The sequence below is a fragment of the Kitasatospora sp. NBC_01560 genome, from assembly GCF_045208415.1.
GTDB lineage: Bacteria > Actinomycetota > Actinomycetes > Streptomycetales > Streptomycetaceae > Kitasatospora.
This window is the reverse complement of the sequence record NZ_CP109364.1, coordinates 1,073,681-1,094,436: the sequence shown is the minus strand read 5'-3', so window position 1 is coordinate 1,094,436 and position 20,756 is coordinate 1,073,681. Positions and strand designations below refer to the sequence as shown.

The window sequence follows — 20,756 nt, the reverse complement described above, 5'->3', positions numbered from 1 at the left end:
GTCCTCCGCCCCCCGGGCACGGGCCCTCAGTCCTGCCAGTGGAAGACCAGCGTGTCGACGACGAGCGGCTCGCGTTCGCCGAAGTAGTAGACGCAGAGACCGGTGACCCGGATTCCGCGCGTGCCTTCGCCGATCCAGCGGAAGCCGGCCGATTCGAGCGCCCGCTGGGCGGTGGCGTCGCACTCGGAATCGGTGACGAACCGTCCGAGGGTGCTGAGGAACACCTCGTTCTCGCCGCACTTGATCACGTGGTACGTCCCGTCGCCCTGCTTGTTGTGCTCGCCGGCCGGGACCGGCGCTTCGGGTGCCAGACCGGCCGCGGTCAGCGCGGCCGTCGCGCGGCGGAGTTGTTCGTCCTGGTCGGGACGGTCGGGCGGCTCGGTGCAGAGAGCCTCGACCCGCCACCGGGGATCGGTCCCCCGTTCGCTCCGGCCCGCGTACTCGTGCACGATCGCGGCGCGCAGCTCGTCGTCGAGCCCGGCCACCTCGACCCGCGGGCGCCCCAGCGCCTCGTGGATCGCCCGGGTCTGCGCCGTCGATCCCGTGAGGCGGTGCAGCGCGAGGGCGGCCCAGAGCTTCGCCGTCGTCGTGGGCGCCTCGTCGAGGTAGTCGCGGAGCCGGTCGGGATCCGTCAGGAGCGACTGGGCCAGGTACGCGACGGTGTGATCGGGATCGGCCAGCGCATCCGTCACGTCGGCCCCGTCGGCGTGCCGCATCCGCAGGCGGACGATGCGGTCCTCGGGCCGTGCGTCGCCGAGGTCGGCGAGCACCGTGCCGGCCCCGTGCCGCGCGACCAGCCCGTCGAGCCCCGCCTCGCCGACGGCGCGGCGATCCGGCCACGGCGACGCCGCAAGGGTGGCCAGCCCAGGTGCGGCCGACCGGTCGCCGAGCATACCGCGCGCCTTCAGGATCGCCTCGGGCATCCCGTACGCGTGCTCACGCAGCCGGTCCTCGTGCGCCAGCCAGGCCGCCAGCTCCGGCCGGCCCGCCAGCACGTCGAGCAGTGCGACGCGCACCTCGGTCGTGTCGCCCAGGTCGTGGACGCGGGCGAGCAGCCCCGGGACCCCTCGCTCGGGCACCCGGCCCGCCAAGGCCACCGCACACGCCCTGCGCCGCCACCACGCGTGCCCCGGATCGGCCACGTACCGCACGAGTTCGTCCGCATCGACCGCCCGCAACCCGGCCTCGTCGACCGCCCCCACGGACGGCACCAGCATCTCGATGGTTCGCATGCCCGGATGCTAGCGCTGCCGCGCGCAGGCCCGGTCGGGAGGTCCGGGGCCTGCGACGGGACGCGGGCCCTGATCCCTCGGTGGTGTGTACGGCTGTTCCGGCCTCAGGCCCGGGCGGCGCGCTCCAGGTGTCGCGCCACGGCGGCCGCGAATTCGGTGGGATGGCTGAGGTGGGGTGCGTGGCCTGCGCCGGTGAGGGTGTGCAAGGTAGCGGCGGGCAGGCGTTCGGCGAGGATCGCCGTGCTCCGCCGGACCACGGCGGGCCCGTCGGTGCCCATGGTCAGCGTGATCGGGACGCGGCCCGCGGCCAGCGCGTCGAGGTCGAGCGCGTAGTGGTCCGGGTCCCGGAACTGCGCGAGGAAGGTGTGGGCGTTGGCGGCGAGCATGGCGCGCTCCGCCGGTGGGAACAACTCCCGCCAGGTGGGCCCGAACCCGACCTTCTCGGCGAACAGCGCTACCGCTTCCTCCTCGCGCCCCGCCTCGATGAGGGCGGCCACCTCGATGACGTGCTCCCGGGCCTCGATAGCCAGCGGCTCGCCCTCCTTGTCACCGGACAGCAGGGACAGCGCCGGCGGCTCATGCACCAGGACGCTGCGGATCAGCTCCGGGTGGCGGGCGGCGACGAGCAGGGCGATCAGCGCGCCGTAGGAGTGTCCGACCACGTGGGCGCTGCCGCCCGCGAGTTCGGTGATCACGGCGACCAGGTCGCCGGCGTGTTCGTGGGAGCCGGCCCGGCCCGGGGCGCTGCTGCCGGAGTGGCCGCGCCGGTCGTAGCGGACGGCGGTGACGCCCGGGGGGAGGAGTGGGACGACCTTCTCCCAGCTGCTGCTGTCGTCGAAGGAGCCGTGGACGAACACCACAATCGTCGCGGCCTGGTCCGTGTGCCAGTTCAGCTCGGCCCCGCCGGTCCTGAGGTGGCCGGTGCGGGTGGCGGCGGTGGCTCGGCTTGCCGGAGTTGCAGAACTCATGGCTCGAAGGGAATCATGGGCATCGCGCGTAAGTCAATCATTGACCCTTTTTCGATCATGGAGGCGTGATGCTCAAGGTCCGGCCCGCGTCGCGGGTGGAGCAGGTCGCCGAGGCGATGCTGGAACAGATCGGCAGCGGGCACTGGCAGGTCGGCGACCGCATCCCACCGGAGCCGAAGCTGCTGGAGATGCTCGGCGTCGCCAGGAACACGATGCGCGAGGCCGTGCGGGCGCTCGCCCACGCGGGTGTGCTGGAGATCCGTCACGGGGACGGCGTCTACGTGCGGGCGCGCACCGACACCGAGGGGATCCTGCGACGCCGGTTCGCCCCGGTGGACCTCCTCGACATCCTCACGGCACGCCGCGCCCTGGAGGTGGAGGCCGCGAGATCGGCGGCCGAGCGGCGTACGCCCGAGGACCTCGCCCGCCTGGCCGCAGCCTGGCACGAGCGATGCAGCAGCGGTACGACGGCGGCCGGAATCGCCTTCCACCGCGCCGTGGTGGACGCCTCGCACAACGTCGTCCTGATCGAGTTGTACCAGGGGCTGGTGAGCGCGGTGGCCGAGAGCCTGCGCCACTCGGCCGTGCCCGGTGAGCTGCCCGAACTGCCCGCAGATCTCCACGAGGGGCTGTACGAGGCGATCCGGGCCGGCGACCCGGTCCGCGCCGCCGCCGAGGCGACCAGGCATCTCGACACCCTGATCGACGCACTCCGCTCGAACCGCTCGAACCGCTCGAACTGACGGATCGCCGGGTGCGACGGTGCAGACCTCCACCGGCCGGCCGCTGAACAGCACCCTCACCGACCAGGACATCGCCCAGGGCCTGGACGCGGCGGCGGCCGTCGGTGACGACCGGATCCAGAAGCAGGCCACCGGCCGGATCGATCCGGAGAGCTGGACCCACGGCTCATCGGAGCAGCGGAAGACCTGGTTCACCACCGGCCACCGCACCGGGGACGTGGCGAAGTGCGACACCTTCGCCGTGCAGCGCTGAGCAGCGGGTTTCCGGGCCCGGGCACCCTGTCGACTGTCAGGGACCGTTGCCGGCGGACCGCTCCTAGGCTGCTGATCACTGGCCGGACCAGCCACTTCAGAGGGAGATCCACTCATGCGCAAGATCCTCCACGCCACCGCGCTCGTCCTCGCGACCGCCGCCATGACCACCGTGACCACCCTGGGCGCGACCGGCGCCCAGGCCGCCGACGGTTCGTGGGACGGCTGCCCGTCCGGGGCGGTCTGCATCTACGGAGAGGGCGCGCCCACCTCCACCCCGCCGACCGACGTGCTGTGGAGCTACGGCGCCCACAACCTGCAGAACAAGCAGGGCTGGCACTGGGTCCTCAACAACCAGTCCGGCGGAGCCCACGCCCACCTCTGCCTCGGCTACAACGGCACCAACTGCAACTACGACATGCCGGCCCAGAACGGCGTCTGGGCCGACCTGGGGCCGGTCAACTCCATCACCCTCGACCGCCCGTGACCGGCGGTCGGTGACAGCCGGTCGGTGACCGATCGCCGGTGACCGCCCGCTCCTCACCGCCCGCTTCCGCCTCCGCCCGTGGCCGCCGGATCCCGTCCGGCGGCCACGCCGCGTCCCGCGGGCGCCGCCCGCCCGCGGGCTCCGGGCTCACCCCGCCGTCGGCGACGTCGACGGTGACGGCGAGGGGCAGGTGAGGTCGCGCGCGGGCGTCCGGCCGGCCAGCAGGTACGACTCGACGACGTCGCGCACGCAGGTGTTCGGGCCGGGGTACTGGCCGTGGTCGCCGTTCCCGGTGACCGTCACCAGGCGGGAGCCGCGCAGCGCCCGGTGGGCGGAGAGCGCGGCCTCGTAGTACGTGGCCGGGTCGTGCACCGAGTTGAGCATCAGGGTCGGCGGCAGGCCGGCGCCGGTGACGTGCACCGGCGGAGCGGTCGGGGTGGGCCAGCCGGCGCAGACGGCGGCGAAGGCGAGCGATCGGGCCCCCGCCAGCGGCCACCTGGCGGTCAGTTCGGCGCTCCGGGCGGTCCAGACGGAGAGGTCGCGCGTCCACGGGGTGTCGGCGCAGGTCACGGCGAAGTACTCGGCGACGAAGTCCGCGGCGAGGTACTGGCCGAAGACCAGCTGCACGGCGGCCCGGGCGGTCCGGTCGGCGTGCGGCCAGTCCTCCAGCGCGGCCAGCCCGGCGGCCAGCGCCGGGAAGCCCTGCTCCGCTTTGTAGACGGCCTGGATGGTGCCGTTGTCGAGCTGGTTGGCACCGACCGTCAGCGTGCCGTCGACCAGCGGGTCGTCGTGCAGGGCGGCGCGGCGCTGCTCCCAGCGGGCTCCGGCCTCGGCGGGGGTGGCGCCGAGGTGGTAGGTGCTGTCGTGCGCCGCCAGCCAGGGCAGGAAGTCCTCCTCGAAGCGGCGCTGGAAGCTCATCGGCTGGCCGAGCTGGAACCGCTCCCAGCTGCCGTCGAAGCCGACGTTGCTGTCCAGCACCATCCGCTCGACCCGCTGCGGGAAGAGCGTCGCGTAGTAGGCCCCGATCATGGTGGCGTAGGACGGGCCGTAGTAGCTGATCCTCCGCTCGCCGAGCAGCGCACGGAACAGGTCGAGGTCCCTCACCGTCTGCTCGGTGGTCAGGTAGGGCAGCAGGCCGCCGCTGTTCCGCTCGCAGTCGGCGGCCATCTTGCGGGAGTTGGCGATGACGCGGTCGCGGGCGGCGGGCGAGTCGTCCCGGAAGTCCCCGGCGAAGAAGGCGTCCACCTCCTCGGGCGTCTCGCACACGGCCCGGGTGCTCCGGCCGACCCCGCGCTGGTCGAAGCCGACCACGTCGTACGCGGCCGCGACGGCCGGCGCGCTCCGGGCGAAGTCGGCCGGGCGCAGCAGGCCCTTGCCACCGGGGCCGCCCGCCGCCATCAGCAGCGTGCCCCGCCGCTGCGCCCGGTCGGTCGTGAGGTGCCGGGAGACGGCGATCGTGACGTCCGGCCCGTCCGCGGGGTGGTGCCAGTCGCGCGGGGCGGTCATGGTGGCGCACTCCAGCGAGGGCTCGCCGGTACAGGGCTGCCAGGCGAGCTGCTGGTGGGCGTACCGGGCGGGGACGCCCGGCACGGCCGCCGCCGTGGCGGATCCGGCCCCGGCCGTGGCGGGCAGGGCAACGGCGGCGAGCAGGGCGGCCGTCAGACCGGCGAGCGACGCCCGGCGTCGGCGGCCGGGGGGTCGCCGGGCACCGGCCCGGACGTGCGGGCGGGGGGTGGCGGCGTGCACGGTCGCCGGCACGTCCGGTTCGGGGTTCACTGTCACCTCGGAGCTCGGCTTCGGGTTCTGGCTCGGGTTCGGGTGCACGTCCGCGTTCGGGTCCGCGTTCATGTCCGCCTTCGGGATCGGATCCGGGTTCATGATGGTGATCATCGGCGTTCGGACCGGGTGCGATCGATAGCGCGTGCACCCGTCTTCGGGGTGGTGCCGGCGACACCCCCCCGAACGGGGGCTGCCGCCCGGGCGGCAGCCGGTGGTGCCGGACCTGTCAGGGGGTCAGCAAGCCCCAGTAGAGCGCCCAGGGCACGAACGTCACGGCCGCGGCGGCCAGCAGCGCGAGCCGGATCTGCTCGGCCCGGGGCACCGCCGCCCGCGCCGCCCCGCCGGCCGGACGGCGGGCGCGCGACCACTGCACGGCGAGTGCGACGGCGGCCGGCACCGTCGTGACGGCGGCGAGTTGGAGCAGGAGCCAGGGCAGCGGTCGGCCGAGCAGGACGGGGCCGGTGAAGGCGCCGGCCGTGACCACCATGAAGAGCAGGTAGCACAGGCCGCCGACCAGAGCCGTCAGCCCCGCCGCGGCCACCAGCCGGGCCGGGCGGGCCGCCACCGGCCGCTCGCGTCGGCCCCGGAGGCGGCGGACCAGTGCGGTGAGCGGGTGGCCGAGGAAGCCGACGGCGCAGACCAGGACGGCGGTGAGCTGCACCCACGGCGCCTCGTACCCGGCGAGCGGGGCGAGTGCCCGGCTCGGGTGGTCCGGGGCGGGGAAGGCGTCGACCCGGATCGCGGGCGGTGCGGTGCCGAGGCCCCGGATCCAGGCCGACTCGAAGTCGGCGTAGTCCGGCGGGAGGTCGTCCGGCCGGTCGAAGCCCTCGTCGGCGGTGCGGTTCAGGTTGTGCCGGACGCCGGGGACGGCGCGCAGCGTGTAGTGGGTGTTGCCGGCCCGGTCGAGCGCCCCCCGGATGATCGCCGCGCTCTCCTGTGGCGCGGCCTCCCGGTCGAATTCGCCCCATTCGGCGAGGACCGGACGGCGGATCGCGCTCCACGCGGGCACCGGGTCGTAGTCGGCCTCGGGGAAGAGGCCGGCCCCGCCGAGCACCCGGGCGGCGGTGCGCTGCATGGTCGGGATCAGCGAGCCCCGCACGCCGTGGTGCCGCAGGTAGCCGCCGTAGGCCCAGGCCTGCTGGCGGAGCGGGCTGAGGCCGACGGCCCCGACGGTGACCACGAACGCGGCGTCCGGGGTCCGGCCGGCCGCGAGCGAGACCACCCAGGCACCCTCCGACAGCCCCCAGAAGCCGGCGCGCGCGGGATCGACGTCCGCGCGGCCCCGCAGCAGGCGGAACGCGGCCTGTGCGTCGTCGGCCAGTTGGGAGTAGTCGCGGTGGAGGGTCGAGTAGCCGTCGGTCCGCTTGTCGTAGACGAGGACGACCGTGCCGTGCCGCGCGTACGCCTCGGCGGCCGCCCGGAGGTCCGCCCGCCCCGTGGGCCCGGCGCCGGGCACCATCACCAGCCCCGGCCGCGCGGCGGTGGCGTCACCGGCCGGGGAGAGGACGGTGCCGTGCAGGGTGACGCCGCCGGAGCCGGTGAAGTCGGTGTCGGTGGCGGTCACCGCGGCCGGGGCGGCGACCGCCTGCGGCGCGAGCAGCAACGCCACGGCGGCGAGAGCGGCCAGGACGCGCGCGGCCCGGGCGGTGCGGGCGTGCGGCGCGGCGGTCGAGCGGAGCGGCCTCCGGCGGCCGCGGCGTCCGGTGAGGTGGTGCACGAGCTCCCCCTGGGGTCCGGCCGCCTCGGGCGGCGGTGGTCCATGAACGGATTCAGGCTGCCGGAGCCGGAGGGTGACGCACCATCAGGAGGCCCCCCGGGCGGTGCTGGGGAAAGCCCCCCGCCCCGGGCCCCGCCGCCCGCCCGCCCGCCCCCGCCCGCCACCGCGAAACCCCCGCGCGGCACTGTGACGCAGCTCTCACCGGGTGCAGAACCTGCGCGCCCGATCGGGCGTCTGGCTGGTGTGAGATCACGCAGGAGAGCACTGGAGGAGCTGGACGAGGAACGCCTCGTCCGGTTGGTCGCCCGAGGTGACCGCAGGGCGTTCGACGAGCTGTACCGGCGCACGTCGCCGTGGCTGGCGGTGCGACTGCGCCGCCGCTGCGCCGACGAGCAGATCGTCGCCGAGGTCATGCAGGAGACGTACCTGGCGGTGTGGCGCGCGGCCGGGGCGTTCGCCGGGAGCGCGGTCGGCGGGACGGCCGTCGGGTGGCTGTGGACGATCGCGGCGCGCCGCCTGGTCGACGCCTTCCGGCGCCGCGCCCACCACGCCGACCCGCCGGCCGCCGCCGCCGAGCGGGCGGTGGTGCCCGCGGCGGAGGAGGAGGCACTCGCCGGGACGGTCGGCGGCGACGTCGGCGACGCCCTGCGCAGGCTGGCGCCGGAACTCCGGGACGTCCTGCGGGCCACCGTGCTCGACGGGCTCTCCGTCCGGGAGACCGCCGTCCTGCTCAGACTGCCCGAAGGCACGGTCAAGACCCGTGCCCGCCGGGCCCGGATCGCGATGCGGGAGGCGCTGGCATGAGCGGGGAACACGCGTCGAGGCGGTTGATCGACGACTACGCGCGCGGTGACACGACGATGGCCGCGGACACGGTGTGGGCGCTGGAGGCCCACCTGGAGCGGTGCGCGCCGTGCCGGAGCGACCTGGCGGCCTCCGTGGCCGCCGGGGCACCCGACATCGCCGTGCTCGTCGGCACCGTCCGGACGGCTCTGGAGCCGCAGCTGACCGCGGCCGCCACCGCACCGGCGCGGCGGCGCCGTCCACGGTGGGTCGCCGCCTGGATGACGCCGGTCATGGCCCCCTGGCTGGCCATGACCGTGGTCGTCACCCTGACGGCGCTGCTGCTGGACGCGGTCGCGTCGCCCCTGCTCCTCGGTGACGCCTCCGTGCTGCTGCCGGTCGCGCCCGTGCTGCCGCTCTGCGGCGTCGCCGCGTCGTGGTCGCGCGCCCTGGACCCGTCGTACGAACTGACCGCCTCGACGGCCCGGGCCGGCCTGCCCCTGCTGCTCCGCCGCACCACGGCCGTCCTCCTGGTGGTCCTGCCCGGGCTCCTGGTCGGGGGGTGGCTGACCGGAAGCATGACGGCCGCGCAGTGGCTGCTGCCCTCCCTGGCCTTCACCTCCACCGCCCTGGCGCTGGGCAGCGTGATCGGCGTGACCCGCGCCGCCGCCGGGCTGGCGGTCGGGTGGGGTGTCGTGGTGGCACCCTCCTGGGCCGCCGGCCGCGTCCCCGCCGCCCTGCAGCCGGACCAACTGCCCCTCTGGGGCCTGCTGCTCGCCCTCGGCACCGGCGCCGTGATCGCCCGCAGAAACGCCTGCGCCACGCTGTGAACACCGCCGCCGACCTGGAAGAGGACCACCGCATGACACCCACGACGACCGCGGCCGACACCGCGCCGAAGACCTACGCCTGGGAGATCCGGGCCGCCGGCCTGAGAGTCCGCGCCGGACGCCGCAAGATGGCCGTCGACGGGCTCGACCTCTCGCTGGGCATCGGCACCCACGGCCTGCTGGGGCCCAACGGCGCGGGGAAGACCACCCTGATCCGGGCGCTGGCCACCGTGCTGCGCCCGGCCGGCGGGGAGCTGGAGCTGCTCGGCGCCCCGGTGGGAGGGACGGGCGACCACCGGGCCCTGCGCCGCCGGATCGGCTACCTGCCGCAGGACTTCGGCTACTACCGGCGCTTCACGGTGCGTGAGTTCGTCGAGTACATGGCCTGGTTGAAGGAGGTGCCGAAGGCGGACATCCCCGCGGCCGTCCAGCGGGCCGTGGAACGGGTGGGCCTGGCGGACCGCGCCGACCACCGGATGAAGACCCTCTCCGGCGGCATGGTCCGGCGGGCCGGCATCGCCCAGGCCATCGTCAACGACCCCGTGCTGCTGTTGCTGGACGAGCCGACGGCCGGTCTGGACCCGGCGCAGCGGCTGAGATTCCGCAAACTGCTGCAGGAGCTGGGGCAGGACACCTGCGTGGTCGTCTCCACCCACCTGGTCGAGGACGTCGCGGCCGCCTGCTCCGACGTGGTGCTCTTCGCCGACGGCCGCCTCGTCTTCCAGGGCACGCCGGACGACCTGGCCGCCGCGGGCGGCCCCGAGCACCCGGGCGACAGCCCCCTGGAGCGCGGCTACTCGGCGCTGCTGCGCACCTCCGGGCAGCAGGGCGGCACCTGGTGAACGGACGTGTGCTGCGCACCGAGCTGAGGCGCTCCGTCGCCCCCTGGACCGGCGCCGTCGTCCTGGGCGGCAGTCTGGCGGTCTTCTGCCTGATCGACGGGATCTGGTGGCGGGGCACCGCGGGGTGGACGGCCCAATGGACCTCCATGGCCATGTGGACCAGGTACCTGCTGGCCTTCTGGTGGCCGCTCGTGGTGGGCATGGGAGCCGTGTACGGGTTGCGCGACTCCCGCTCGCGGATGACCGAACTGCTGGCGACCACGCCGTTGCCGGCCGGGCGCCGTGCGGCGCTGTCGGCGGGCGCGACGGCGCTCTCGCTGGCGGCGGGCTTCGGGCTCCTCGTCCTCGTGGGCGGGGTGCAGGTGGCCGTCGGCGGCACCGCCTACGCGCCCCTCGGCTGGCTGCCGATCTCACTCGTGGCGGTGCTGGCTCTCGTCGCGGGGGCCGTGTTCGGCATGGGCGTCGCGCGGGCGCTGCCCTCCGTGCTGACCCCGCCCGCCCTGGTGGTGTCGTTCCTCATGCTGACCGGCGTCCTCCTGCGGCAGGTCGGTGACGGGGCCCTGCCGTCGAGCATCGCGCCGAACCGGCTCGCGCTGCTCTCCCCGGTGACGGTGGAGCCGCGCGAGATGCTGCTCACCCTGTCCGCGTCCGTGCACCTCGGCCAGGCGCTCTGGCTGCTCGGCCTGCTCGCCACCGGCTTCGCCCTGCTGTCGGCGGTGACCCGCCGGGCCAGGCTGCTCGCGGTGGTCCCCGTCCTGGCCGGCGCGGCCCTGGCCCTGCTGGTCCTCCCGGCCGATCCGCGCGACACCTACGTGGTCGACGGGGCCGCCGCCGCCCCGGTCTGCGACGGACCGGTGTGCGTGACGCGGGCGAACCGCTCGCACCTGCCCGAGCTCGTGGCGCGAAGCCGGGATGCGCTGCGCGTGCTGCACGACGTCCTCGGCGCGCAGGCGCCGGGCACGGTGCGGGAGGACACCCGGCTGCGCGCGCTCGGCGACGCACGCGAACTCTCCGCCGACGTGGTGCTGGTCGACTTCGACGAGCGGCTGTTCGCCGGGGCGACGGGTGACGCGGTGACCCGCGCGCTGATCGCCCAGGGGCTGGCGCCGAACTGCTACCCGCGCAACGACCGCGAGGGCGGGGACGCCACGGGCGTCGCCGTCCAGAGCATCGTGGTGAGCTGGGCGCTCGGTGACCCAGGGCTCCGGCCGCTGGAGGAGAAGGGCACCGACGCGTACGCGCTGAAGACCTGGGCGGACGCGGACGCCGCCTGGCAGAAGCTGACGGCGCTGGCCCCGGACCAGCAGCGCTCGCGGATCGTCGCGGTGCGCGCCGCCGAGCTCTCCTGCGCCGGGCACGGCGGGCTCGCGGTGCTGGCGGGGGAGGAGTCGCGATGAGATGGCTGGTCCTGTACGCCCGCTCCCGGCAGGTGCCCGCCTCGGCCGCCGCGGTCGCGCTCGTCGCGCTGGTGGTGTGGGCCCTCAACCAGGACGGCCCGGGCCCGCTGAGCCTGGGGACGGCGATGCTGGTGCTCACCGCGAGCGTCGTGGCCGCTTCCGTCGGGTTCGGCGGGTGCGACGTCGTGCTGGAGCGGACGGCCGCGATCCGGTGGGTGCCCCGCCGCGCGGGGCACGTGCTGCTGATCGGGGCGTTCGCCGCCGCGGCGCTGCTGGCGGTCCAGGCGGGGGGAGCACGGCTCGTCCCCACCGGGGTCGTCGTCCGGGACAGCGCGGGCCTCGTCGGCCTGGCCGCGCTCGGGGCGGCGCTGTGCGGGGCGCGGTTCGCCTGGACCCTGCCGACCGGCTGGCTGGCGTTCTCCCTCCTCGTCCCGACGCCGGGCGGCACCGTGGGGCAGGTGGCCAACTGGATGCTCTTTCCCCCCGGCGCGGCGGCCTCCAGCGGGACGGCGTGGGCGCTGCTGGCCACCGGCACGGTGGTGTACGCCCTGGCGGGGCCGCGCCGCTGACGGGCCCGCCGGGTGGGTGGGGGCAGGACGCCGACTCCGGTGGCCGGTCGGAGGAGCCGGGAGCGGTTCCGGCGGGCACGGACGGTCCTCCGGTGGAAGGTACGGACGGTCGTCCGGTGGCAGGCACGGACGTGCTCCGACGGCAGGTTCGAGCCTGGCCGAAATCAATACTGGACGAAGTTATTTATTCGCCAATACGTTGCTCCCATGTGTCCGAAGCACGTGCGACCACTGGTCACCGCGCCCGCCGGGACGTCGGTGCTGGCCCTGCTGCTGGCGGAGAGTCCGCTGAGCCGGGTCGAGCTCGCCCGTCGTACCGGCCTGTCGTCGACGGCCGTGACCAAGGCTGCGCGGCCGCTCATCGACGACGGCTACCTGCACGAACTCCCCCCGGAGCGCACCGCGCCGGGGGCAGGCCGCCCGGTCAACCCGCTGGCCGTCACCGTGGACCGGGAGTTCTTCGTCGGGATCAAGATCAGTGCCGATGCCCTGTTCGGTGTGGTGTGCGACCTGCGGGCCGGCATGCGGGTCACCGCCGGCCGGCGGCTGGGCGAGGACCGCGGTCCGGAGGCCGTCTGCGGCCTGCTGTGCGAACTCGTCGAGGAACTCCTCGGCGCGGACCGGGCGTTCCGGGAGCGCACGCGGCGCCTGGGGATCGCGGTCTCCGGCGACGTGGACCGCCGGGCCGGCCGCGTACGGTACTCCGTGCTCCCCGGCTGGCGCGACGTACCGCTGGCCGGGATGGCCGCCGCGGCGACCGGCCTGAGCGTCACCGTCGAGAACGACGTCAAGGCGCTGACCGCCGCCGAGCACTGGTTCGGCGAGGGGATCGGCACCGAGTACTTCGCCCTGGTCACCATCGGTGCGGGCATCGGCTCCGGACTGGTCGTCGACGGCCGGCTGATCGCCGGGGCCCACGGCGTCGCAGGCGAGATGGGGCACGTCAGCATCGACCCGGCCGGGCCGCGGTGCCACTGCGGTCAGATCGGCTGCGTGGAGGCGATCGCCTCCAGCGACGCCATCCTCGCCTCGGTCCGCGGCGCGACCGGCCGCACCGACCTCGACTTCGACCTCGCCGTCGAGCTGGCCCGGGACGGGAACCCGGCCGCCGTGGAGGCCTTCGCCCGGGCCGGACGGGCGATCGGCAAGGGCATCGCCATCCTCGTCAACCTGATCGGCCCCGAACGGGTCGTCGTCACCGGAGAAGGGCTCGAAACCTACGACCTCCTCGGAGCCCACATCCAGGACTCCTACGCCGCCCACTGCTTCAAGGCCGCGGCGAACTGCCCACTGACCCTGCGCCCGCTCCCCTGGGAGGAATGGGCCAGAGGAGCCGCCGTCCTGGGCATCCAGGCGCTCCTTCCCTAGGGCTTGCCCGACAGCGGGCGGCCCGCCGCCCCGACCGCTCTGCCGCCCCAACGGCTCCGCCGCACGGTTGCACGACCCCCCACCCGGGACACCCGTCCCCCGCCTCCGGAGGGAACCACCATGAGATCCGACCGACCGGCCCCACCGGCCCCGGCCGTCAGAAGGCCCGTCAGCCGCCTCCTGCCCGTTGCGATCGCCGCGGCGGCCCTCGTCCTCGCCGGAGTGCCCGGCGCCGCGGCGCTGCCGACCGCCCCCGCGGCCGGCTCCGCCGTCACGGCCCCGGTGCTGACCGGCGAGCAGCTCGCCGCGTCCTGGACCGGCCCGCTCAGCACCCGGGGCCGGTACGTCGTCGACGCCAAGGGCGACCGCTTCAGGCTCAAGTCCGCCAACTGGGCCGGCGCCCAGGGCACCTGGGAGGGCAGCGGGGCCGCCGACCTCCCGGAGAACAACCAGGCGGACCAGGTGTCGAGCAACATCCCGCTCGGCCTGGACCGGGTGCCGATGGCGAAGCTGATGGCCGATTTCCACGGCCTGGGCATCAACAGCATCCGGCTGCCGTTCGCCAACGCGATGATCCACGACACCACCCCGGTGCCGGACCGCGCCGTCACGGCCAACCCGCAGCTCAGGGGCAGGACTCCGCTCCAGGTGTTCGACGCCGTGGTCGCGGCGCTCACCGCGGACGGCTTCGCGGTCGTCCTCAACAACCACACCACCAGTTACCGCTTCTGCTGCGGCCTGGACGGCAACGAGCGGTGGAACAGCGGCCAGTCCACCCAGCAGTGGATCGACGACTGGCTGTTCCTGGTGAAGCGCTACCAGGCGAACAAGCGGGTGGTCGGCGCGGACCTGCGCAACGAAGTCCGCCGCGACACCTGGGACGACCCGAACTGGGGCTGGGGCAACGACAAGGACCTGTACAAGGCGTTCGAGGACGCCGGCAACGCGATCCTCCAGGCCGACCCGGACCTGCTCGTCGTCATGGAGGGCATCAACTGGCAGGGCATCCCCCAGGGCATGTTCAGCCACGGCCGGCCGATGCTCACCCCGGTCCGGAACCTCTCCAATTCCCTGATCACGTCGGGCAAGCTGGTCTACGCCGCGCACTTCTACGGCTACACCGGCCCCAACCACACCGGCGCGAGCGGCGGTTGGCAGAACGGCGAGACCAACGACCCCCGGTACCAGGACCTCAGCCCCGACGAGCTCGTCAAGGTCGTCGACAACCAGGCGCTGTTCGTCACCGAGGCCGGTCAGCACTTCACCGCCCCGGTCTGGATCAGCGAGTTCGGCGCCGCCGGCCGCGGCTCCGACAACGCCAAGGAGAAGGACTGGTTCGCCAGGTTCACCGGGATCCTGGCGAACAACGACAGCGACTTCGCCTTCTGGCCGCTGGTCGGCTGGGCCGATGCCACCGGCAAGCCGAACGACTCCTGGGCCCTGCTCTCCTACGACGCCACCGGAAAGCGGACCGGCCTCCAGGACGGCGGCGACTGGCGGATCGACGGCTGGAACAAGCTCCTCGACGCGCCGGGCCGGACGGGCCTGGTCCCCCCGGTCGACCACTGGAACATGGTCGACCTCGACTTCGACAACCAGAACCTCTCCGCCACCATGCGCCGGCAGGCGGACTGGAGCGTCGGCAACCGCAAGGGCAACTGCCCCGACGGCCAGCGGCTGACCGCCCTGGCCCGCAGCAACAACCGCGGCCTCTGCACCGACGCGGGCGAGCCCGGCAAGGCCGACAGCACGTGGACCACCGTCGTCGACGAGCGCTACGTCACCCACGGCGACTGGGCCTCCGGCTACAACAAGCTGCAGTGCCCCGACAACACCTTCGCTGTCGGCTACAGCGTCAACGGCAACGCGATGGCCGCTCTGCTCTGCGCGCCCGCCGCGAAGCCCCTGCCCCTCACCGGCCGCAACGCCTGGTTCGACCACGGCGACAACCGGCCCGCCACCGGCGGCTCGGTGAACAGCGACTGGGCGCCCGGTGCCTACAAGGGCCAGTGCGCGGACAACGAGTACCTCGCCGGCATCGCCTACACCTGGAGGTGGCAGCACGGCGGTGTCCCCGACGCCCTGCTCTGCCGCCCCCTCGCCTGACCCGCCCCGGACCAACAGCCAGGAGCCCCGGAGCCGTGCCGCGACCGGAGACCGCCGCGGACGGCTCCCGTCCCGACGACCGACCGACCGTTCCGGATCGTCGGGCGGCGGTGGCCGCCATGCGCAACCGGTCGACTACTGTATGCGCCGAACACGGGGGCGGCTCAGGCTCGACCTCCCGGCCCTTCGACGCAGGAGACATCCCGTGGCAGAAAGCCTCATCGCGACCCTGGACACCACCCTCGGCAGGATCAAGGTCAAGCTGCTCCCGAACCACGCGCCCAAGACCGTGCGCAACTTCGTGGAGCTCGCCCAGGGCGAGCGCGAGTGGACCCACCCGGAGACCGGCGAGACGTCGACGGACCGGCTCTACGACGGCACCGTCTTCCACCGGGTGATCAAGGGCTTCATGATCCAGGGCGGTGACCCGCTGGGCCAGGGCATCGGCGGGCCCGGGTACGAGTTCAACGACGAGATCCACCCCGACCTGTTCTTCAACCGGCCCTACCTGCTGGCCATGGCCAACGCGGGCAAGCGCAACGGGAAGGGCACCAACGGCTCGCAGTTCTTCATCACCGTCGGACCGGCTCCGCACCTCAACGCCAAGCACACGATCTTCGGCGAGGTCGTCGAGGGCACCGACGTGGTCGACGCGATCGCCACGGCGGAGACCGGTGCCGGCGACCGCCCGGTGCAGGAGATCGTCCTGGAGAAGGTCACCATCGAGCGCGTCACCTCCTGACGCCGGCCGGGCGTCGGCCCGGGCCCACGCCCGGGCGCGCCACCGGCCGAGCCCCCGGACACCTGTCCGGGGGCTCGGCCGTTTCCGGGCGGGCCCACCCCCGTCGGGCCCGCCCGGGTCCTTCCGCCGGGCCCGTCTCAGTAGGCCGCGGTGAAGCGGGTGCGGTGGTGGGCGGGGTGCTCGGCCTCGTCGACGAGCACGACGGCGAGGTCCTCCATGGAGATCGCGGAGGTGCCGTCGGCGTCGACCACCAGTTCGTCCCGGCCGAGGCGGTAGCGGCCGGTGCGCTCGCCCGGTTCGAGCAGGGCGGCGGGGCTGAGGTAGGCCCAGTCGAGCTCGGTCTCGGTGCGGCAGAGGGCGAGCTGGTCGGCGCAGGCCACCGCGATGGGCAGCCAGGAGGGCGGGAAGCCGGGGTCGTCGACGACGGTGGCGCCGCCCCCGCCCGGCAGGGTCAGGCTGCCGGCGCCGCCGACCAGCAGCAGGCGCACGCCCGTGCCGGCCAGGCCGGCCAGCAGGCCCTTGGTGGCGGTGGCGAGTTCGGCCTCGCTGCCGGCGGGCGGGCGGGTGGCGCCGATCACCACGTCCTGCCCGGAGGCCAGCCGGGCGACGTCCTCGGGGTTGCGGGCGTCGCCGGTGGCGATCGTGGCGGCGGCGGGCAGGCTGTGCGGCCGGGCCGGGTCGCGGAGGACGGCGGTGACGTGGTGGCCGCGGCCGACGGCCTCGGCCACCACCCGGCTGCCGACGTTGCCGGTGGCGCCGAAAACGGTGATGCGCATGGGGTTCTCCGGTTCGTGAGAGGAATCGTGCGGTCCGGGGTCGTGCCGTCCGGACGAGGTCAGTGGTGGACGGGCGGCCGGTGTGCGGCCGGTCGCGGCTCCGCGACGGCCGGTGCCGCCGGTGCCGCCGGTACTTCGGTGGCGGTGGCGGTGGCGGTGGCGCGCGGCCGCTGGGTCTGGGCGGCGACCAGCGAGCCGAGCACGATCACCGCGCCGAAGGCCTGGACGAGGCTGAGGTCCTGTCCGAGGGCCAGCCAGCCGAGGGCAGTGGCGACCACCGGGCTGAGCAGCCCGAGGAAGGTGACGGAGGTCGGCGAGAGGGCGTGGATCCCGCGGAACCACAGCGCGTACGCGAAGGCCGCGCCGATCAGGCCCAGGTAGCCGTAGCCGAGCAGGTTGGCGCCGGTGAGGTGGGCCGGCGGCGGGCCTTCGACCAGCAGGGCGGCAGGGAGCAGCACCAGGCCACCCGCGGTGAGCTGCCAGCCGGTGGTGGCGAGCAGCGGGGCCTGCGGCGTCCACCGCTTGGAGAGGACGACGCCGGTGGCCATCACGACCGCGCCGCCGAGTGCGGCCGCGACGCCGAGGCCGTCGAGCCGGGCGCCGGCGCGCAGCACCAGCAGGCTGACCCCGGCGACGCCGGCGACGCCGGAGAGCACGGTGCGCAGGGAGAGCCGGTCGCCGAGCAGCGCGGCGGAGAGGCCGGCGGCGATCAGCGGCTGGAGGGAGCTGAGGGTGGCCGCGACCCCGCCGGGCAGCCGGTAGGCGGCGATGAAGAGCAGGGCGAAGAACGCGCCGATGTTGAGGGTGCCCAGCACCAGTGAGCGCCACCACCAACTCCCCTTCGGCAGGCGGCGGGTGATGGCGATGAGGAGCAGTCCGGCGGGCAGGGCGCGGAGCACGCCGGCCAGCAGCGGACGACCGGGCGGCAGCAGTTCCGTGGTGACGAGGTAGGTCGACCCCCAGACGGCAGGGGCTAGGGCGGTCACCAGCACGATTCCGAGTCGATTCCTTAGCACTAAGCCAATGTATCTCAGCGCTAAGGCATATGGATCCGATCGGGTGGGTCGGGCGTTGTGATGTATCTCACCGCTAAGGCATCGTCTAGGCTTGCGGCGTGGCAGATCACGTGGACCGAGTGGTGCAGCAGTGGGGCGCGGAGCGCCCCGACCTCGACGTCTCCCCGATGGAGGTGATCGGCCGGCTCAAACGGCTCGCCCGGCTCGTCGACACCGAACTCAAGCGGAACTTCGCCGACCACGACCTGGACGCCGCCTCGTTCGACGTCCTCGCCACCCTGCGCCGCAGCGGCCCGCCCTACCGGCTGACCCCCACCGGCCTGATGCAGTCCGCGATGGTCACCTCCGGAGCGATCAGCCAGCGCCTCGACCGCCTGGAGGCGCGCGGGCTGGTCACCCGCACGGCCAGCGGCTCCGACGGCCGCAGCCGCGACGTCGCCCTCACCGCGGAGGGGAACGCCCTGATCGACCGGGCCCTCCCGGCCCACCTCCTGGTGGAGCAGCGCATCCTGGCCGACCTCGACGAACCGCAGACCGAGGCGCTGCTGGGGGCCCTGCGCACCATGCTCGCCACCCTCGGGGACGGCGACGCGGACGGCTGAGCGGCGGCCGGGCCCACCTCGCCGCACCTGACTACGGGTTGACCGCCACGCCCTTGAAGAAGGTGTAGTGGAACGTCCCGCCGTCCTCCGCCGTCCGGTGCAGGTCGGCGATGCCCCGGTCGAACCGGTCCGCCGTGGTCAGGCCGGCCGCGAGCGCCTCCGCCCGCACCGACTCCACCATCGCGACGAACGTCCGCCGGGTGAACCCCTCCATCAGCTCCGGGCGGCCCGCGTCCGCGTACATGGTGCGGGGGCGGACGCTGACGCCGGTGAACCCGGCCGCCGTCAGCAGCGGGTGCAGCCGGCGGCCGATCAGGCCGTCGCCGCCCGCGTCGGCCTGGAGGCGGACCAGGTGACCGACCGTCTCCCGGGCGGCGGCACTCTCCGGGTGGAAGAAGGCCGAGCCGTGGTCCCCCTCGATCACGGTGACCGTGCCGCCCGGCCGGAGCACCCGCCGCAGTGCCGTCAGCGCCGCCACCGGGTCCGCCAGGTGCTCCAGCACGAAGCAGACGAAGAGGTGGTCGAAGGAGCCGTCGGCGAACGGCAGTCGGTGCAGGTCCCCGTGGTGCCACTCCACCCGGGCGCCGGGTGCGTGCGCCGCCACCCGGGCGCGGGCCTGGGCCAGCGAGTCGGCCGAGATGTCGGTGGCGGTCAGCCGGACGCCGGGGGCCGCCGCCAGCAGGTGCACCGTCTGCGCCCCGACGCCGCAGCCCGCCTCCAGGACCCGGCTGCCCGCCGGGTACGCCGTGCCCGCGTGCAGCAGCTCCGCGAGGGTGTTCGCCTGGTCGCCGAGGCGCTGCGCCTCGGCCGTCGAATAGCCGTGCACGTAGGCGGGGTGCTCCGGGCCGCCGGTGGCCGGGCCGTGCTCGGTGCGGACCGGTGCTGTCGTCTCTGTGGTCATGGCTTAACCCTGGCCCCACAATGGACCGGTGAACAGGTCCAAAGAACCGGCTGCCGCCAGGTCCAAAACGGCAGGCGACGCGACGGACGGCCACCCCGCGGCGCCGGGCGGCCCCGCGCCGGGCGGCCCCGCTCCGGGCCGTCCCGGGCCCGCCGGCGCCGACTTCCTCCAGCTCGACCCCGCCGCCGCCCCGCCCGGCGGACTCGCCGACTGGCTGGCCGCCCAACTGCGCTCCGCCGTCGCGGACGGCCGCCTCCCCACCGGCAGCAGACTGCCCGCCACCCGGGTGCTCGCCGGGGAGCTGAAGGTCTCCCGAGGGGTCGTCACCGACGCCTACCGGCGCCTCGCCGAGGAGGGGCAGATCGCCGGCCGGGGGAGGGGCGGCACCGTCGTCGTCGCCACCCCCGCGCCGCCCGTCCCGCCGCCCGGGCCCACGGCGGCCGTCCCCGCCCTGTTCGACGACGCGCCCGTCCCCGAGAGCTTCGACGCGCTGCGCGCCGCCCCCGCCCGGATCGACCTCTCGCCCGGCGTCCCCGACCTCGCCGCCTTCCCGCGCGCCGCCTGGCTCCGCGCCGAGCGCGTCGTCCTCGACGCGCTCCCCGCCCAGGACTTCGGCTACGGGGACCCGCGCGGCACCCCCGCACTCCGCCGGGCCGTCGCCCACTGGCTGGCCCGCAACCGGGGCATCCGCGCCGACCCCGAGGAAGTGCTGATCGTCGCGGGCGCCGCCCAGTCGCTCGCCCTCCTGGGCCAGGTGTTCCGGGCCCGGGGCATCACCGAGGTGGCCGTCGAGGACCCGGGCTCCCTCGGCACCCGCCAGCACCTCGGCCACTGGCTCGCCGCCACCCCGCCCGTCCCGGTGGACGCCGAGGGCATCCGGGTGGACGCCCTGCGGGCCACCGGCGCGCCCGCCGTCCTGCTCACCCCCGCGCACCAGTTCCCGACCGGTGTGGTGCTCGGCGGCGAGCGGCGCCGCGAACTCCTGCGCTGGGCCGGCGAGGGCGGCCTCGTCATCGAGGACGACTACGACGCCGAGCACCGCTACGACCGCGCCCCCGTCCCCGCCCTCCGCGCCGTCCGGCCCGAACAGGTCTGCTACACCGGCAGCGTCTCCAAACTCCTTGCCCCCGCGCTGCGCACCGGCTGGCTGCTCGTGCCGCCCCGCCACCGCGAGGCCGCCCTCGCGGCCAAACGCTTCGCCGACCTCGGCAATGCCGCGCTGCCCCAACTGGTGCTCGCCCAGCTGATGGAGAGCGGTGAGCTGGAACGCCACCTGCGCCTGCTGCGCCCCCGCCACCGGCGGCGCCGGGACGCCATGATCGCCGCGATCGGCACTCATCTGCCCGGGGCGGTCGTGCACGGCGCGGCGGCCGGGCTGCACCTGATGGTCACCTTCCCGGCCGGCCTCGACTGCTCCGACGGCGAACTCGCCACGGCGGCGCTCGCCCACGGCGTCAAGGTGCAGCCGGTCTCCTGGCACGCCCGGCTGCCGCAGCCGCCTGGGCTGGTGCTCGGCTACGCGGCCCGTGCGCCGGGGGAGATCGCGGAGGGCCTGGCCGTCCTGGGCCGGCTCGTGCGGCGGATGGGGTGACGGTCGGCGCGTTGCGGGGGCCGCGGTTCGGCGCGCTCCGCCCGGCCCCGCTACG

The 20,756-nt window shown here is 74.8% G+C and carries 19 protein-coding genes and 1 pseudogene; 13 read left to right on the top strand and 7 right to left on the bottom strand.

Annotation, left to right across the window (positions count from 1 at the left end; genetic code table 11):
- Positions 1-26: 26 nt before the first annotated feature.
- Both OH807_RS04725 and OH807_RS04720 read right to left on the bottom strand, forming a co-directional pair.
- A complete protein-coding gene (locus OH807_RS04725) occupies positions 27-1,232 on the bottom strand; it encodes a hypothetical protein (protein WP_406194226.1) in 1,206 nt (401 codons plus the stop codon).
- 104 nt (positions 1,233-1,336) lie between these two features.
- Positions 1,337-2,200 (bottom strand): alpha/beta fold hydrolase, encoded by an 864-nt coding sequence (locus OH807_RS04720; protein WP_406194224.1) that lies wholly within the window; start codon positions 2,198-2,200, stop codon positions 1,337-1,339.
- 68 nt (positions 2,201-2,268) lie between these two features.
- Between OH807_RS04720 and OH807_RS04715 the strand changes: the two genes are divergently transcribed.
- The 3 genes and pseudogenes from OH807_RS04715 to OH807_RS04705 all read left to right on the top strand — a co-directional run bounded on the left by OH807_RS04715 (position 2,269) and on the right by OH807_RS04705 (position 3,682).
- Entirely contained in the window at positions 2,269-2,943 is a 675-nt protein-coding gene (locus tag OH807_RS04715; RefSeq protein WP_406210704.1) for a FadR/GntR family transcriptional regulator, read from the top strand.
- 16 nt (positions 2,944-2,959) lie between these two features.
- Positions 2,960-3,196 (top strand): annotated as a pseudogene (locus tag OH807_RS04710) (neutral zinc metallopeptidase); the annotation flags it as partial.
- A 114-nt stretch (positions 3,197-3,310) separates the two neighbouring features.
- Positions 3,311-3,682 (top strand): hypothetical protein, encoded by a 372-nt coding sequence (locus OH807_RS04705; protein ID WP_406194221.1) that lies wholly within the window; start codon positions 3,311-3,313, stop codon positions 3,680-3,682.
- Positions 3,683-3,829: 147 nt separating this feature from the next.
- Here OH807_RS04705 and OH807_RS04700 read toward each other — a convergent pair whose 3' ends face one another.
- Complete coding sequence (locus OH807_RS04700; protein ID WP_406194219.1) at positions 3,830-5,560, bottom strand: alpha/beta hydrolase; 1,731 nt, start codon at positions 5,558-5,560, stop codon at positions 3,830-3,832.
- A 127-nt stretch (positions 5,561-5,687) separates the two neighbouring features.
- Positions 5,688-7,178: an alpha/beta hydrolase family protein gene (locus OH807_RS04695; RefSeq protein WP_406194217.1), complete on the bottom strand. Its 1,491-nt coding sequence runs from the start codon at positions 7,176-7,178 to the stop codon at positions 5,688-5,690.
- Between the two features lie 243 nt (positions 7,179-7,421).
- Between OH807_RS04695 and OH807_RS04690 the strand changes: the two genes are divergently transcribed.
- The 8 genes from OH807_RS04690 to OH807_RS04655 all read left to right on the top strand — a co-directional run bounded on the left by OH807_RS04690 (position 7,422) and on the right by OH807_RS04655 (position 15,815).
- Entirely contained in the window at positions 7,422-7,982 is a 561-nt protein-coding gene (locus OH807_RS04690) for an RNA polymerase sigma factor (RefSeq protein ID WP_406194215.1), read from the top strand.
- Complete coding sequence (locus OH807_RS04685; protein ID WP_406194213.1) at positions 7,979-8,791, top strand: zf-HC2 domain-containing protein; 813 nt, start codon at positions 7,979-7,981, stop codon at positions 8,789-8,791. The genes OH807_RS04690 and OH807_RS04685 overlap by 4 nt, the downstream gene beginning before the upstream one ends.
- Before the next feature lie 32 nt (positions 8,792-8,823).
- Positions 8,824-9,633: an ABC transporter ATP-binding protein gene (locus tag OH807_RS04680; protein WP_406194211.1), complete on the top strand. Its 810-nt coding sequence runs from the start codon at positions 8,824-8,826 to the stop codon at positions 9,631-9,633.
- Positions 9,630-11,030 carry a hypothetical protein gene (locus tag OH807_RS04675; protein ID WP_406194209.1) on the top strand — a complete coding sequence of 467 codons (1,401 nt, stop codon included), beginning with the start codon at positions 9,630-9,632 and terminating at the stop codon, positions 11,028-11,030. The genes OH807_RS04680 and OH807_RS04675 overlap by 4 nt, the downstream gene beginning before the upstream one ends.
- Positions 11,027-11,599 (top strand): hypothetical protein, encoded by a 573-nt coding sequence (locus tag OH807_RS04670; RefSeq protein WP_406194206.1) that lies wholly within the window; start codon positions 11,027-11,029, stop codon positions 11,597-11,599. Before OH807_RS04675 ends, OH807_RS04670 begins: the two co-directional genes overlap by 4 nt.
- Before the next feature lie 207 nt (positions 11,600-11,806).
- The gene (locus tag OH807_RS04665) at positions 11,807-12,967 is read left to right on the top strand and encodes an ROK family protein (RefSeq protein ID WP_406194203.1); all 1,161 of its coding nucleotides are present in this window, start codon (positions 11,807-11,809) and stop codon (positions 12,965-12,967) included.
- Positions 12,968-13,087: 120 nt separating this feature from the next.
- Entirely contained in the window at positions 13,088-15,073 is a 1,986-nt protein-coding gene (locus tag OH807_RS04660; RefSeq protein WP_406194200.1) for a glycoside hydrolase family 5 protein, read from the top strand.
- 205 nt (positions 15,074-15,278) lie between these two features.
- A complete protein-coding gene (locus OH807_RS04655; RefSeq protein WP_406194197.1) occupies positions 15,279-15,815 on the top strand; it encodes a peptidylprolyl isomerase in 537 nt (178 codons plus the stop codon).
- Between the two features lie 137 nt (positions 15,816-15,952).
- Here OH807_RS04655 and OH807_RS04650 read toward each other — a convergent pair whose 3' ends face one another.
- Both OH807_RS04650 and OH807_RS04645 read right to left on the bottom strand, forming a co-directional pair.
- On the bottom strand, positions 15,953-16,591 hold the full coding sequence (locus OH807_RS04650; RefSeq protein ID WP_406194195.1) for an NAD(P)-dependent oxidoreductase: 639 nt from the start codon (positions 16,589-16,591) through the stop codon (positions 15,953-15,955).
- A gap of 59 nt (positions 16,592-16,650) precedes the next feature.
- Positions 16,651-17,583, bottom strand: coding sequence for an EamA family transporter (locus OH807_RS04645; RefSeq protein WP_406194193.1), 933 nt, complete (start codon positions 17,581-17,583; stop codon positions 16,651-16,653).
- Between the two features lie 122 nt (positions 17,584-17,705).
- On the opposite strand from OH807_RS04645, the gene OH807_RS04640 reads away from it, so the two are divergent.
- Positions 17,706-18,209: a MarR family winged helix-turn-helix transcriptional regulator gene (locus tag OH807_RS04640; protein ID WP_406194190.1), complete on the top strand. Its 504-nt coding sequence runs from the start codon at positions 17,706-17,708 to the stop codon at positions 18,207-18,209.
- A 31-nt stretch (positions 18,210-18,240) separates the two neighbouring features.
- On the opposite strand, the gene OH807_RS04635 is transcribed toward OH807_RS04640, so the two are convergent.
- Positions 18,241-19,110, bottom strand: coding sequence for a methyltransferase domain-containing protein (locus OH807_RS04635; protein ID WP_406194188.1), 870 nt, complete (start codon positions 19,108-19,110; stop codon positions 18,241-18,243).
- Between the two features lie 28 nt (positions 19,111-19,138).
- Here OH807_RS04635 and OH807_RS04630 point away from each other — a divergent pair, with 28 nt between their 5' ends.
- Positions 19,139-20,701, top strand: coding sequence for a PLP-dependent aminotransferase family protein (locus OH807_RS04630; protein ID WP_406194185.1), 1,563 nt, complete (start codon positions 19,139-19,141; stop codon positions 20,699-20,701).
- The last annotated feature ends 55 nt before the right edge of the window (positions 20,702-20,756 follow it).